Source organism: Frigoribacterium sp. ME-P-080 (assembly GCF_030209595.1).
Lineage (GTDB): Bacteria > Actinomycetota > Actinomycetes > Actinomycetales > Microbacteriaceae > Frigoribacterium.
This window is the reverse complement of sequence record NZ_JARVRR010000009.1, coordinates 15014-28783: the sequence shown is the minus strand read 5'-3', so window position 1 is coordinate 28783 and position 13770 is coordinate 15014. Positions and strand designations below refer to the sequence as shown.

Genomic DNA, 13770 nt, shown 5'->3' with positions numbered 1-13770 from the left:
TGAACCCTGCGTGAACGGGGTTCGTCTTCGTGAACGGGGATCGCGGCGGACGTCCCGCCGGGCCAGAACTCAGAGCACGACGGTGCTGCTGCGCCAGCCGAGCGAGTCGTCGCCCGTCTGCCACACGACGGTGAGGCCGCGGCCGGCCCCGCTCGACTCGCCGACCTCGGTCGTGAAGCGCTTGCCCGAGCCGGCCGACACGGCCTCGATCGACGGCAGCTGCTGACCGTCGAGGAAGGCCCAGAGCGTGTCGGGGTAGCCGACGACGCTCGGCTCGGTCTGGTCCTGGCTCAACGGGCTGGCGAACGAGATCGACGCGGGGGCCGTGGTGTCGTACACCGCGCCTCCTGCGCTCTGGTCCTCGGCCCCGACGGCCGGGTTGTCCCACTCGTAGACCGAGTCGCCGGTCGGCGGCACGCCGGCGTCGTCGACGCGCAGGCCGTCGGCCGTCTCGCGCACGATCCAGGCGTCGGCGAGGTCGTCGGTCGTGGCGCTCACCAGCGTGAACGCGCCCTCGGGCCCCTCGGCCACGGCCAGGTCGGCGTCGACCAGGACCGACGCCTCGTCGGGCGTCACCGTGCCGTCCACCGGCGAGTACTCGGCAAAGGTCCGCTCGGCGCCGTAGAACTGCTGCGCCTCGGGGGTCAACAGGGCCCAGGCCGCCGCCGTGTCGCCGCCCGAGATCGCGTCGAGGTAGCGGACGACGATCGCCTGCTCGGCCGAGTCCTGTTCGGAACCGGCGGGGGTCGCGCTCGTCGCGGGGGCGCTCGGCACGCCGGTCGCCGCGGCGGTCGGGGCCGTCACGGCGGGGTCGGAGGTGCATCCGGTGGCGGCGACCAGCGCACCGACGGCGAGGGTCGAGGTCATGAGTAGCTCTCGTGTCTTAGCCATGCGTGGCACGGTAGCGACGGCCCGCCCGGGTTCGTCGCGACTCCCAGGGGATGCCCACGAGCGTCGGAGGGACCCCGGAGGCGCGGGCCGGGTCAGGCGCGCGCGACGACCACCCAGCCGTGCGGGCCGGGTCAGGCGCGCGCGACGACCGCCCAGCCGTGCGGCCCCACCGACAGGACGTCGCCGTCGAGGCCCGCGTCCCGACCGGCCACCCACTCGCCCGGGGCCGGGTCGGTCACGCGCAGCTCGTCGTCGCCGAGGTTCAGCGCGACGACGAGCGACCGGCCCGCCCCGACGCCCGTGACCTCGAGCACGAGCGACTCGTTCGCGACCGACACGGTGCGGCTGCGGGCGGTGTGCAGCCACGGGTGCCGACGTCGCACGCCGATCAGCTCCTGGTGCAGGGCGAGGACCTCGGGGAGGGCGTCCGGGACGCCGGCACCCGGAGCCTCGGCAGGCGTCGAGGGGAACGCCGGACGCACCGCGTCGTCGCCGCCGACCCGCGCCTCCTTGACGGCCCGCAGGCCGAACTCGTCCCCGTAGTAGACCGAGGGCGTGCCGCCGAGGGTGAAGAGGAGGACGATCGCGTGGGCGTGGTGGCGGTCGTCGTCGATCTGGCTGGCGATGCGCGTGACGTCGTGGTTGCCGACGAAGGTCAGCGGCACGAAGTCGTCGAGGAACCCGTCGTGACGCTGCAGCGCCCACTCGAGCTCGAACAGGTTGACCTCGGCCAGGGCGTGCCAGGCGCCCTGCCACAGTTCGTACTGGGTCACCGAGTCGAGGCCTCCGTCACGGACGGCCGCCGCGTAGTCGCCGTGCAGCACCTCGCCCACGACGTACACGTCGGGGTGCCGTTCGCGGAGCGGCGGCAGCACGGTCGCCCAGAACGACGACGGCACCGAGTAGGCGGCGTCGAGCCGCCAGGCGTCGGCACCACGGTCGGCCCAGTACGTCAGGACGTCCGTGACCGTGCGGGCGACCTCGGGCGACGAGTGGTCGAGGGCGATGAGCCCGCCGTGCCCCTCGAAGGTGCCCAGGCTGCCGTCGTCCTCGCGCCGGAACAGGGAGGCGGCGCTCGAGTCGGGGTCGCGACGTGCCTCGACCAGCGCGGGGAACTCGGGGCCGACGTGGTTGAAGACGCCGTCGAGCATGACCTTGACGCCCTTCGCGTGGGCGGCCTCGATCAGGGTGACGAGGTCGGCCTCGGTGCCGAGGCGCGGGTCGACCGCGAACCAGTCGATGGTGTCGTAACCGTGGGTCGACGACGCGAAGACCGGCCCGAGGGCCAGGCCGTTGGCGCCGAGGGCCACCAGGTGGTCGAGCCACGGCACGAGATCGAGGAGGCGCGGTGCCGGCGAGCGGTCCGCTCCCGTCGTGTCCGCCCCGACGAACCCGAGGGGGTACACGTGCCACCACACGACGTGCTCGGTCCAGGAGGGGCCCGGCAGGGCGGTGGCCGTCGTCGGGGACTCGTGTTCGCTCATTCGCGCCACCCTAGTGACGGGCGGTCGTGAGGTGTCCCCCGCTCAGCTCGCGGGGCTCAGCTCGCGGGGCGTCGGCGTCAGCTCGCGGGGCCGAGCAGGACGGCGAGCAGGGCGGCCGCACCGCCGACGATGAACAGCATCGTGCCGGCCTGCATCGTGCGGGTCTTGTTGCGGTCGGCCGTGGGGACGTCGACCTCGAGGATCGGGCAGCCCGACCACCCGATGAGCCCGACGCTCAGGGCGACCAGCGCGGCACCGACCCAGAACAACGTCGCGAGCCCGGCCGAGAGGAGGGCGGGACGCCAGCCGGTCGCGAGCAGCAGCCCCAGGGCCACCGCCACGCTGCCGACCGCGGCGACGAACCAGATCGTGCCGGTCCACATGATGCGTTGGACGTTCTTCTCGGGGGTCATCAGGTCGTGCAGCTCGTGGGTCACCAGAACATCTTTCACCCTCTGCAGCGATTCGGCCCGCACGGGTGCAGCGACTACTCCGTGGCGCCCTCGAGCAGCGGCACCAGCTGGTCGAGCGCGTACTGGCGCGAGAGCGCCGAACCGAGCGAGTACGCCGCGGCGACGTCGCCGTCGATGACGACGGCGTGGCCGTCCTGCACCGCCGACAGGGCCTTCCACTGCGGGTCGTCGGTGATCTCGGTCGTGTCGATGTAGATCGGGAAGGCCACGATGACGTCCGCGTCGATCTGGTCGAGCTGCTCGCTCGAGATCGACACCGAGAAGCCACCGGCGTTCGGGGACAGCGCCGAGATGGCGGGGTTCTGCTCGAAGCCGAGCTCCTCGAGCTGCTCGACCCGCTCGCTGTCCTCGACGTAGGCACCCCAGCCCTCGCTGGTCTTCGTGGCGGCGGTGATCGTCTTGCCCTTCCACTCGGGGTGGGCGTCGGCGACGGCCTCGACGGCCTTCTCGTTCTCGTCGACGAGCTGCTCACCCTTGGCCTCTTCACCGAGAGCCTTCGAGACGAGCTCCATCTGGTCCTCGAAGTCGGTCAGGTAGCTGTCGCCTCCCTCGGGCACGCCCACGGTCGGGGCGATGCTCGACAGACGGTCGTAGCGCTCCTGGTCGCCCGAGCTCTTCGTGTCGAGGATGACGTCGGGCTCGAGGGCCGCGATGGCCTCGTAGGAGGGCTCGAGGGTGCCGATGATCTCGGGGGCCTGGTCGTAGAGACCCTGTGCCCAGGGGCCGACGCCGTCGGCCTCGTCACCGAAGGCGAGCCAGTCCGAGGCCCCCACGGGTTGCACGCCCAGCGCGAGCGCCGTCTCGGCGTCGCCCCAGCCGAGCGCGACGACGCGCGTCGGCTTCTGGTCGATGGTGACCTCGCCGAACTTCGTGTCGATCGAGACGGGGAACGCGCCCGATCCGCCCGAGGCTCCGCCGCCGGCGGCGTCGTCCGGGTCGGCGTCGGCCGAGCAGCCGGCCAGGGCGAGGGTGGCGACCGCGACGGCGGCGGTGATCGAGAGTGACTTGCGCATGTGTTCCTCAGGGCTGTGACGTCGGTGCTGTGACGTGGTGTCGGGCGGAAGGTCGGGTGCGGGGGGCGGGCCTGGACGGCGACGTGCGCCACCCGGCCGGACTCCAAGTGAGGGTAGCCTAAGCTAATCGTCATGGCGATGCCCCGAGCGCTCACGGTCGGCCGTGCCCCGCGACCGACGCGGGGCTCCCGGCGCACCCGCACGCGCCTCCTCGCCCTCGTGGCCGCCCTGGCCCTGTTGGCCCTCGCCGTCGTGTTGGGCCTCGCCGTCGGCGCGCGGCCGGTCGCGTTCGACGAGGTGCTGCGCATCCTCACCGGCGCCGCGAGCCGCGACACCGCCGACGCGACCGCCGTGCTCGACCTCCGCCTGCCGCGGACGGTCGCCGCGATAGTGGCCGGCGCCGGGCTCGGGGTCGCCGGGGCCGTCGTGCAGGCCGTGACGCGCAACCCGCTGGCCGACCCGGGCATCCTCGGCGTCACCTCGGGCAGCGCCTTCGCCGTCGCCCTCGCGGTCGGCTTCGCCGGGGTCACCTCGGCGAGCGGCTGGGTCTGGTTCTCGTTCGTCGGTGCGGGCCTCGCGACGGTCGCCGTCGCCCTGATCGGCGGCGCCGGACGAGGAGGCGGTGGTCCCGCCCGCCTGACCCTCGCCGGCCTCGCGCTCGGGTCGGTGCTCGCGGGCATCACCTCGTCGATCGTGCTGGCCGATCCCCGCCGTTTCGACGCCGTCCGCGCGTGGGAGGTCGGCTCGCTCGCCGACCGCGGCTGGGAGCCCGTGCTCACGGTGCTGCCCTTCGTCGCGGCCGGGGTCGTCGTCGCCCTGATCGCCTCGCGCCCGCTCGACGCCGTCGCGCTCGGCGACGAGCACGCCGCGTCGGTCGGCGTCTCGGTGCCGGCCGTGCGCGTCGTCTCGTTGGTCGTCGTCACCCTGCTGGCCGGAGGCGCGACCGCGGTGGTCGGGCCCATCGCGTTCGTGGGGCTCATGGTGGCGCACGCCGCCCGCGGCGTCGTCGGGCCCAGCCAGCCGTGGATCACCGCCCTCTCGGCCGTGCTCGGGCCGGTGCTGCTGCTGCTCGCGGACGTCCTCGGCCGCGTGGTCGCTCCCCCGGGCGAGCTGGCCGCGGGCCTCGTCACGGCCGCCGTCGGCGCCCCCGTGCTCATCGCGATCGCCCGACGCCGACGGGTGGGTGGCGCGTGACCGGGGGCACGGGGCCGGACACGCGCCCGACCCGGGGCACGGGCACGTCGTCGGGTACGCGGACGACGTCGACCTCCCCGGGTGTCGGCCCGCGCCTCCTGCGCTCGTGGCGCTCGACCGGCGGGCGGCGACGCACGGCGACGCTGACGCTGGTCGTGGTGGCCGTCGTCGTCGCGATCGTCGCCCTCGGCATCGGCGACTACCCGCTCAGCCCGCCCCAGGTCGTGCGGGCGCTGTTCGGCGGCGACGGGTTCGCCTCGACCATCGTGCTGAACTGGCGGCTGCCGCGCGTCCTCGCGGCCCTCGTCTTCGGCGCCGCACTCGGCGTCTCGGGCGCCGTCTTCCAGTCCCTGACCCGCAACCCGCTGGGCTCGCCCGACGTGATCGGCTTCTCGACCGGCGCCTACACCGGGGCGATCGTCGTCATCGTGTCGGGTGCGGCCTCGACGATCGGCACGGCGGCCGGCGCCCTGATCGGCGGGCTCGTCACCGCGCTGGTCGTCTACCTGCTGGCCTACCGTCGCGGCGTGCACGGGCTGCGGCTGATCATCGTGGGCATCGGCGTCACGGCCCTGCTGCACTCGGTCAACAGCTGGTTGCTGCTGCGCGCGCAGAACGAGGTCGCCCTGACCGCGTCGTTCTGGGGGGCGGGCTCGCTCGCGCTGGTCGGCTGGAAGCAGCTCGTCCCGGCGCTGGTGCTTCTCGTCGTGCTGACCCCGCTGGTCATGGGGTTGTCGCGTCCCCTCCGGCAGCTCGAGCTCGGCGACGACGCCGCCCGGTCGCACGGCCTCGGCGCCGAGCGGTCGCGCCTGGCGCTCGTCGTCGTCGGCGTCGCACTGACCGCCGTGGTGACCGCCAGCACCGGGCCGATCGCGTTCGTGGCCCTGGCCGCGCCGCAGCTGGCCCGACGCCTGGTGCGATCGGCCGGGGTGCCGCTCGTCGCCGGCGGACTCGTCGGCGGGGTGCTCCTGCTCGTCGCCGACCTCGTCGCCCAGCACGTGGCCGCCAACCCGGTGCCGGTCGGCCTCGTCACCCTCGTGATCGGCGGGGTCTACCTGATCACCCTGCTCGTCTCGGAATCCCGGAGGTCCGCGTGAACGCCGACGACACCCGCCCCTCCCGCCTAGTCGCCCGCGGCGCGCACCTCGCCTACGACCGGCGGACGGTGAGCGAGGCCGTCGACGCCGACGTGCGCGACGGCTCGTTCACCGTCATCGTCGGGCCGAACGCCTGCGGGAAGTCGACCCTCCTGAGGGCCTTCGCGCGCCTCCTGAAGCCCCGGTCGGGGTCGGTCCTGCTCGACGGACGCGAGCTCGCGGGCGTGCCGGCGAAAGAGGTGGCGCGCATCGTCGGGTTGCTGCCCCAGACCTCGACCGCGCCCGACGGCATCACCGTCGCCGAACTCGTCGCCCGGGGCCGCTACCCGCACCAGGGGCTCTTCCGGCAGTGGACCGGCACCGACCGCGAGGCCGTCGACGCGGCCCTGGCCGAGACCGACCTCACCGAGCTGGTCGACGTGCCCGTCGACGAGCTGTCGGGCGGCCAGCGCCAGCGGGTGTGGGTCGCGATGGCGCTCGCACAGCAGACGCCGGTGCTGCTGCTCGACGAGCCGACGACCTACCTCGACATCGCCCACCAGTACGACCTGCTCGACCTCTTCGCCCGGCTGCACGGGCAGGGCACGACCGTGGTCGCGGTGCTGCACGACCTCAACCAGGCCGCGCGGTACGCGACCGACCTGATCGTGATGGCCGACGGCGACGTCGTGGCGACGGGCACCCCGGCCGAGGTGCTGACCGAGCAGCTCGTCACCGACGTGTTCGACCTGCCCTGCGTCGTCGTGCCCGACCCCGTGACCGGGTCGCCGATGGTCGTGCCGCGCCGCCGCTGAGGTCGGGTGGGCACCCGGGGCGGCGGCGAGCAGGATGGACCCATGAAGATCGAACTCGACGGCACCACCGCACTCGTCACCGGCTCGACCCAGGGCATCGGCTTCGCGATCGCCCGGGGGCTCGCCGCCGCCGGGGCCCGCGTCATCGTGAACGGACGCTCGACGGAGACCACGGGGGCGGCCCGAGCGCGCCTCCTCGACTCGCTGGCCCACGACGCCGCCTTCGCGGCCCTCGACGCCGGGACCCGGGAGGCGCGGGTCGTCACGCTCGCGGCCGACCTGGCCACCGAGGCGGGCGCGCAGGCGGCGGTCGAGGCCTTCCCCGAGGTCGACGTGCTGGTGAACAACCTCGGCGTCTTCGGCTCGGCCGACGCGTTGAGCATCGACGACGACGAGTGGCGCCGCTACTTCGAGACGAACGTGCTCTCGGCCGTGCGCCTGACGCGGGCCTACCTGCCCGGCATGATGGAGCGCGGCTGGGGCCGGGTGCAGTACATCGCGAGCGACTCGGCGATCGTGACGCCGGTCGAGATGATCCACTACGGGGTGTCGAAGACGGCCCTGCTCGGGGTGTCGCGGGGGTTCGCGAAGGCGGCCGCCGGTTCGGGCGTGACGGTCAACAGCGTCATCGCCGGGCCGACGCACACGGGTGGCGTCGAGGAGTTCGTGCGCGAGCTCGTCGGCGACGACCTGCCCTGGGACGAGGCCCAGCACGAGTTCATGCTGAAGCACCGACCGCAGTCGCTCATCCAGCGACTGATCGAGCCGGAGGAGATCGCCAACATGGTCGTCTACCTCAGCTCGCGCTTCGCCTCGGCGACGACGGGCGGGGCGCTGCGGGTCGACGGCGGCTACGTCGACGCGATCGTCCCGTAGGGCGGGAGGCGATGTCGAACCCCCGACGTGGTGTCGAACCACGCACATCGGCGGTTCGACACCACCTCGGTGGTGCGACCCGGGGGCACAGGCGGGTGCAGGCGGGTCAGGCCTGGGCTTCGGCGATGACCTCGGCGCTCCAGCCGTCGTACCGACCGCCGGATCGCTGCACGACGTCGAACACCTCTCGGGTGAAGGTCACGGCGCGGTCGTCGTCGAGCGCGTCCTCCCGGCTGGCGCGGAGATCTGCCCCCAGCAGACCGTGCCGGGTGACCGTCGCGTCGTAGCCCGCCGTGCGGAGTTCGTCGGCCGCGCGTTCGGCAGCCGATCGGCGCGAGAAGTCGGCCGCGTGCGTGACGGTCCGTGCGAGGTCGAACCGATCACGGAGCTCGTCGCGGGTCACCAGCTGGGCGGCGCACCGCTGGAGGTGGACGACGAGTCCCTCGTCCATCGTCGTACCCCGGACCCCGACTAGCGGGTGCGGGCGGCGGGACGTCCGCCGCGGCCCCGGCGGTCGGCACGGGGCGCACGGGTGGGCAACACCGCCGCGACCAGGAAGAAGACGATGCCGAAGATGACGACGATCGACCCGATGACCATGAGGGCGATGATGACGGTTTCCATCCGCCCATCCTCCCGGGCGGGCGGGGCGGGCACAAGGCGCGACTCCTGAGCATCCGCCGCCCGCGCCTCCTCGGGGTACGCCTCCCAGCGTCGGGACCACCCGCGGTGGGCAATTAGTCGTACCACCGGCACGGTCCGCACGCCCTCATTCGGCCCGATGACGGTGGCGGGCCGTAGCGTCGAGTGCGCCGGGACGACGGGGGTCGTCGCCCGGCCCCACGTCTTCTCCGAGGAGTCCGAGTGACCAGTGACACCACCACACGCCCCACCCTGTTCTGCCTGCACGCGCTCGGCATGAGCCGGCTCGAGTACGGTCCCGTCGCCGAGGCGCTCGGCGACGACGTCGAGGTGGTCGCCCTCGACCTTCCCGGCTTCGGCGACGCCACCACGGCCGACGGGGTGACCGTCGACGACATGGTCCGTCAGGTCACCCGGCAGATCCGCCGGCACGGCGCCACCCGCTGGCTGCTCGTCGGTCACAGCATGGGTGGCAAGATCGCGTCGATCGTCGCCGCGCGCACGCTCGCCGGGCAGGGCGGGCTCTTCGGCCTCGCCGGGGTCGTGCTGCTCGCGGCGTCCCCGCCGTCACCCGAGCCCATGAGCGAGGCGAACCGCGAGCAGATGATCGCCGCGGCCGCCGCCGGCCCGCTCGACGCCGACACGGCCCGCAGCTTCGTCGACGACAACGTCGGCGCTCCCCTGGCCACGCCGCTCGACGACCAGGCCCTCGCCGACCTGCACCGCACCTCCCCCGAGGCGTGGACCGCATGGTTCGACCGCGGCAGCCGCGAGGACTGGTCGGCCGAGGTCGGCACCCTCGACGTGCCCGCCCTGATCGTCGCCGGGGGCGCCGACGGGCCGTTGGGCGAGGACGCCCAGCGTCGCCTGAACGGCGCCGTCTACCCGCGTGCCACGCACCTCACCCTGGACGGCGCGGGGCACCTGTTGCCGCTCGAGCGCCCGACCGAGGTCGCTTCGGCCGTCCTCGACTTCTGGCGCGACGACGCGGGGCGGGCTCCGGTCATGTCGGACGACTTCGCCCGCGTCATCGCCTCGAGCCGCACCGCCTCGAACACCCGCGGCATCCTCGCCCGGCGCGCCGTCGCCGACGACCCGCGCTACGTCCCACAGGTGCTGACCGAGGCGCAGCTGACCACGTTACGTGCCGTGGCCTCCCGCGTCGTGCCGCAGGACGACCCCGACCACTCGGTCGACCTCGCCGCGCGGGTCGACGCCCAGCTCGCCGCCGGCTACGGCGACGGCTGGCGCAACGCCGACCTGCCGAGCGACCCCGAGGCCTACGCGCTGGGCCTCGACGCCCTCGCCGACTTCACCGGGCTGTCGTACGAGCAGCAGGACGAGCGGCTCGCCGCGATCGTCGCGGGCGATCCCGACGACGCCCTCGGGACCGTCGGCGACAGCGGTGGCGGCGACTCGCACCACGGCGGCGACCAGGACGACGCCGGGATGACCGGCGGCACCCCCGGGCGCACGGGGCAACCCAGCCCCGACGAGGCACACCCCTTCTCGGTCGAGCAGCTCACCGCATGGTTCGAGGACTGCCGCGTCGACCTGGTCAAGCTCTGGCTCGCCCACCCCGCGACGATGGAACGCATCGGCTTCGACGGTTTCGCGAACGGCCGTGCCGGTCGCGCCCTGCAAGGATTCAGCCGGCTCGGTGCCGGCCAACGAGAGGGCTGGGAACCAGCCATGGAGGTCATCCGATGAAGCTCGACGGACAACGCACCTACGACGAGTCCGAGGTCGTCGACGCGGTCGTGATCGGCACCGGAGCCGGTGGCGCCCCGATCCTGGCGAAGCTCGCCCTGCAGGGCCTCTCGGTCGTCGCCCTCGAGGCCGGCCGCAACTTCGAGCCCGACGAGTACACGCAGGACGAGATCGAGGCCGTCAAGATCAACTGGATGGACGAGCGCCTCAGCGGCGGCGAGACCCCGACCGCCTTCGGCCAGAACAACAGCGGCAAGGGCGTCGGCGGTTCGACCCTGCACTGGGGTGCCTTCACCCCCCGTCCCGACGAGCGGGACCTCAAGCTCAAGTCCCTCACGGGCAAGGGCGAGGACTGGCCGGTCGACCACGCCGAGCTGATCGGGTACATCGAAGAGGTCGAGCACTTCGTCGGCGTCTCCGGCCCGGCCGACTACCCGTGGGACCCGTCGCGGTCGTACCTGATGCCGCCGCCCGCGCGGAACGCGTCGAGCGACATGATGATCCGCGGGTGTGAGGCGCTGGGCATCCGCGCGACGGACGCCCCGGCGGCCCTGGTCAGCCGTGACTGGCGCCAGGAGCACGTCGGCACCCGCCCGGCGTGCGTCGGCTGCGGCAGCTGCCACCAGGGGTGCCGCAGCGGCGCCAAGGTCAGCATGGACACCAGCTACCTGCCGATGGCCGTCGCGAACGGGGCCGAGATCCGCCCCGAGTCGATGGTCACGGGGATCGAGCTCGACGAGGCCGGCGAGGTGTCGGCCGTGGTCTACGTCCGCGACGGCGTCGAGCACCGCCAGCGCACCGCCGCGCTCTTCCTCTGCGCGGGCGGCGTCGAGACCCCGCGCCTGCTGCTGCACGCCGGCATCGCCAACAGCAGCGACCAGGTCGGTCGCAACTTCATGGCCCACGGCGCGACGCAGGTCTGGGGCACCTTCGACACCGAGATGCGCGGCTACCGCGGGTACCCGTCGTCGATCATCACCGAAGACACGATGCGGCCCGAGGGCGTCGACTTCGTCGGCGGCTACCTGATCCAGAGCCTCGGCGCCATGCCGTTGACGCTGGCGACGACCCTGGCTCGCGGTGCCGGCCTCTGGGGCCCCGAACTCGTGAAGGCGCTCGACGACTACCGCTTCATGGCCGGCGTCGGCATCAACGCCGAGTGCCTGCCGAGCGAACAGAACCGCCTGACGCTGTCCGACGAGGTCGACGAGTTCGGCATGCCCAAGGTCGTCGTCACCTTCACGCCCGGCGACAACGAGAAGGCGATCGACGACCACGCCGTCGAGACGATGACCGCGATCGTCGAGGCGGCCGGGGGCCGCGACATCCGCGTCCTGGCCCGCACCGCGCACACGATCGGCACCTGCCGCATGGGCACCGACCCGGCGACGGCCGTGGTCGACCCCGACGGGCGCAGCTTCGACGTGCCGAACCTCTGGATCGCCGACAACTCGGTCTTCCCGAGTGCCGTCGTCGCGAACCCCGCCCTGACGATCATGGCCCTCGGCCTGCGCACCGCCGACCGCTTCCTGGCGAGCGCCGGGCTGACGGGCACCGTCGCCGGCGAGCGCGTCGGCGCGGACGTCTCGCGCGTCGTCGACGCGGCCTGACCTGCAGCACGCGACCCGCGCCTCCTGAGCTCCACCGCCCAGGAGGCGCGGGTCGCGTCGGCGAGGAACGCCCCCGTGACGCCGTCGTTCGGCTGGTCGGGGTCGTCCTCCCGGCGCGCGGCGTGGTCCCCGAGACGGACGCGACCCGGCTCGCCCGTTCGTAGGCTCGAGAGATGGCCTCTCCCACGCTGCACCGGGCGATCGCGGCATCGGTGGCGACCGTCGTCGTCGCGTGCGGCCTCACGTCGTGCTTCTTCGCCGAACCACCGCCCGAGGGGTCCGAGCAGTCCCTGGCCGAGCTCGCCGATCGGATCGCAGCCGTCGACGGTGTCGCCTCGGTCGAGACCCGCCTGCAGCAGCGTGACGCGAAGGACGACCCCTTCACCTGGGACGCCTACGTCGAGGTCACCGCGGACGGCCCCGACCTGGCGGTCGCCGCCCTCGTCGACGGCGTGGTGGGCGACGGCGTCACGGGTACCACCCTCGACATCGACCTCGACGTCCCCGGCGGCCCGGGCCTCGCCCCGGTCACCGTCGATCCGACGTCGGAGGTCCAGGTCGGACTGGCGGGCGACCTGCGCGGCGAGAGCACCCTGGCCTCCGTCGACACCACCCGCTACGCCTACTCGGCGATCGTCGCACCCGGGAACTCGTTCGCGGACGCTGCGGCGGCGGTCCAGCCGCACCTCGGCACGGCTGGCCCGACCTTCTCCCTCCACCTCGGCCAGGCGACGACCACGACGTCCGTCCCTTCGTCGGTGGCCCTGAGCCCCACCTCGCCGGCACCGACGATGCTCGCGACGATCGACGCGGTACTCGCGCTCGACGGCGTCACCGGACTGGCCTTCACCCCTGGTGACGTCACCGCGAGCAGTCGACCGTCGCTCGACGTCTCGACCTACGAGCCCGATCCGGTGCTCGCCGTCCTGCGGGGTGCGGCCGACGAGCAGGCCGATGCCGGGGTCGCCCGCCGCACCGAGTTCTGGGTGCGGAAGCCTCGGGCGACCACCCCGGAGACCGGCTGGATCGGCCTGCCGCTCGGCGCACCCGAGCCCGACGACGGTCCGGAGCCCCAGCCGGGCGACATCGGTGAGAGCCCGTTCGTCAACGAGGGCCCGCTCGCCGAACTGCCCGAGCAGGAGGCCGCCGTGCGCGCCTACGTCGAGGCATCCGTGGCGGCGACGGGCGTGCCGGCCGAGGTCGAGACCAGGCGCGAACTGTGCGAGACCGAGTACGGCACCCGGGTGGTCGGCTCGGTGGTCGTGCCGGTGTTCACCGTCCACGACGACGCCCAGGGCCCGTTCGACGCCGTCGTCGACGGTTGGTCGGCCGACGGGTTCCACCAGGCCGGTCGCGCCATGGGCCGGGACTACTGGTCCGCGCCTCCCGGCCGTCCCGACGGCATCGAGTCGGCGAGCATCCGCGGCACGGCCGACGGCCTGTCGTTCGGCGTCCAGACCGGGTGCCTCTCGTGACGCCGCCCGTCGAGTGGTCGCGAAGCGTCCCTCCCGCTGTGCGGAAGGACGATTCGGGACCACTCGACCCGCGGGCCGCAGATCCGGGGGATGCTCGACGACTGCGGCCGCGGGCGCGGCGGCGGCGGCTGCTGACGGCGGTCGCGGCGGCGGCGACCGTCGCCCTCGGCGTCGTCGCGAAGCTCGCCGTCCCCGGGCTGACGGGCGACCTGCTCGGCTCGGCGCTCTACACGGTGCTGCTCGCCCTGCTGCTCGCGCTCGTCGCCCCGCGCCTCGTCGCCCCGCGCCTGGCCGCCCCCGCCGCGGCCGGGGCCGCCACCGCGGCGTCGGTCGGCATCGAGCTGCTCCAGCTGACCGGACTGCCCGCCGCCGCCGCCGACGCGTTCCCGCCCGTCGCGTGGGTGCTCGGCTCCACCTTCGTGGCGACCGACCTGCTCGGGTACCTGGCGGGAGGCGTCGCGGGGCTGGTGCTGCTCCGGGTGCTGCGCCGCGCCTCCTGACGTCCCGACCC

General features: G+C 73.7%; 14 protein-coding genes. 8 read left to right on the top strand and 6 right to left on the bottom strand.

Annotated features, from left to right (window positions below; translation table 11 throughout):
- Positions 1–69: 69 nt before the first annotated feature.
- From QRN23_RS13235 to QRN23_RS13220, 4 genes are all read right to left on the bottom strand, one after another.
- Positions 70–891 (bottom strand): hypothetical protein, encoded by an 822-nt coding sequence (locus QRN23_RS13235; protein WP_277959613.1) that lies wholly within the window; start codon positions 889–891, stop codon positions 70–72.
- A gap of 131 nt (positions 892–1022) precedes the next feature.
- On the bottom strand, positions 1023–2375 hold the full coding sequence (locus QRN23_RS13230; RefSeq protein WP_285063783.1) for an alpha-amylase family glycosyl hydrolase: 1353 nt from the start codon (positions 2373–2375) through the stop codon (positions 1023–1025).
- A 77-nt stretch (positions 2376–2452) separates the two neighbouring features.
- Positions 2453–2812: a hypothetical protein gene (locus tag QRN23_RS13225; protein WP_043595969.1), complete on the bottom strand. Its 360-nt coding sequence runs from the start codon at positions 2810–2812 to the stop codon at positions 2453–2455.
- Between the two features lie 50 nt (positions 2813–2862).
- The gene (locus QRN23_RS13220; protein ID WP_285063782.1) at positions 2863–3861 is read right to left on the bottom strand and encodes an iron-siderophore ABC transporter substrate-binding protein; all 999 of its coding nucleotides are present in this window, start codon (positions 3859–3861) and stop codon (positions 2863–2865) included.
- A 132-nt stretch (positions 3862–3993) separates the two neighbouring features.
- On the opposite strand from QRN23_RS13220, the gene QRN23_RS13215 reads away from it, so the two are divergent.
- The 4 genes from QRN23_RS13215 to QRN23_RS13200 are packed head-to-tail and all read left to right on the top strand — an operon-like array spanning position 3994 to position 7822.
- A complete protein-coding gene (locus QRN23_RS13215) occupies positions 3994–5055 on the top strand; it encodes a FecCD family ABC transporter permease (RefSeq protein WP_123570988.1) in 1062 nt (353 codons plus the stop codon).
- On the top strand, positions 5052–6152 hold the full coding sequence (locus QRN23_RS13210; RefSeq protein WP_285063780.1) for a FecCD family ABC transporter permease: 1101 nt from the start codon (positions 5052–5054) through the stop codon (positions 6150–6152). The genes QRN23_RS13215 and QRN23_RS13210 overlap by 4 nt, the downstream gene beginning before the upstream one ends.
- Positions 6149–6946, top strand: a complete 798-nt coding sequence (locus tag QRN23_RS13205) for an ABC transporter ATP-binding protein (RefSeq protein WP_056044437.1) — start codon at positions 6149–6151, stop codon at positions 6944–6946. Before QRN23_RS13210 ends, QRN23_RS13205 begins: the two co-directional genes overlap by 4 nt.
- A 42-nt stretch (positions 6947–6988) precedes the next feature.
- Positions 6989–7822 (top strand): SDR family NAD(P)-dependent oxidoreductase, encoded by an 834-nt coding sequence (locus tag QRN23_RS13200; RefSeq protein WP_285063779.1) that lies wholly within the window; start codon positions 6989–6991, stop codon positions 7820–7822.
- A gap of 106 nt (positions 7823–7928) precedes the next feature.
- Here the strand turns inward: QRN23_RS13200 and QRN23_RS13195 are convergent, their stop codons facing one another.
- Together QRN23_RS13195 and QRN23_RS13190 are read right to left on the bottom strand one after the other, a co-directional pair.
- The gene (locus QRN23_RS13195) at positions 7929–8273 is read right to left on the bottom strand and encodes a ribonuclease E inhibitor RraB (protein WP_123570990.1); all 345 of its coding nucleotides are present in this window, start codon (positions 8271–8273) and stop codon (positions 7929–7931) included.
- Between the two features lie 20 nt (positions 8274–8293).
- The gene (locus tag QRN23_RS13190) at positions 8294–8446 is read right to left on the bottom strand and encodes a hypothetical protein (protein WP_157485223.1); all 153 of its coding nucleotides are present in this window, start codon (positions 8444–8446) and stop codon (positions 8294–8296) included.
- A gap of 240 nt (positions 8447–8686) precedes the next feature.
- Here QRN23_RS13190 and QRN23_RS13185 point away from each other — a divergent pair, with 240 nt between their 5' ends.
- The 4 genes from QRN23_RS13185 to QRN23_RS13170 all read left to right on the top strand — a co-directional run bounded on the left by QRN23_RS13185 (position 8687) and on the right by QRN23_RS13170 (position 13759).
- On the top strand, positions 8687–10174 hold the full coding sequence (locus QRN23_RS13185) for an alpha/beta hydrolase (protein WP_285063778.1): 1488 nt from the start codon (positions 8687–8689) through the stop codon (positions 10172–10174).
- Complete coding sequence (locus QRN23_RS13180) at positions 10171–11784, top strand: GMC family oxidoreductase (RefSeq protein WP_285063777.1); 1614 nt, start codon at positions 10171–10173, stop codon at positions 11782–11784. The genes QRN23_RS13185 and QRN23_RS13180 overlap by 4 nt, the downstream gene beginning before the upstream one ends.
- A gap of 173 nt (positions 11785–11957) precedes the next feature.
- Positions 11958–13259: a hypothetical protein gene (locus QRN23_RS13175; RefSeq protein WP_285063776.1), complete on the top strand. Its 1302-nt coding sequence runs from the start codon at positions 11958–11960 to the stop codon at positions 13257–13259.
- Between the two features lie 38 nt (positions 13260–13297).
- Positions 13298–13759, top strand: a complete 462-nt coding sequence (locus QRN23_RS13170) for a DUF2809 domain-containing protein (protein WP_162234590.1) — start codon at positions 13298–13300, stop codon at positions 13757–13759.
- Positions 13760–13770: the final 11 nt, after the last annotated feature.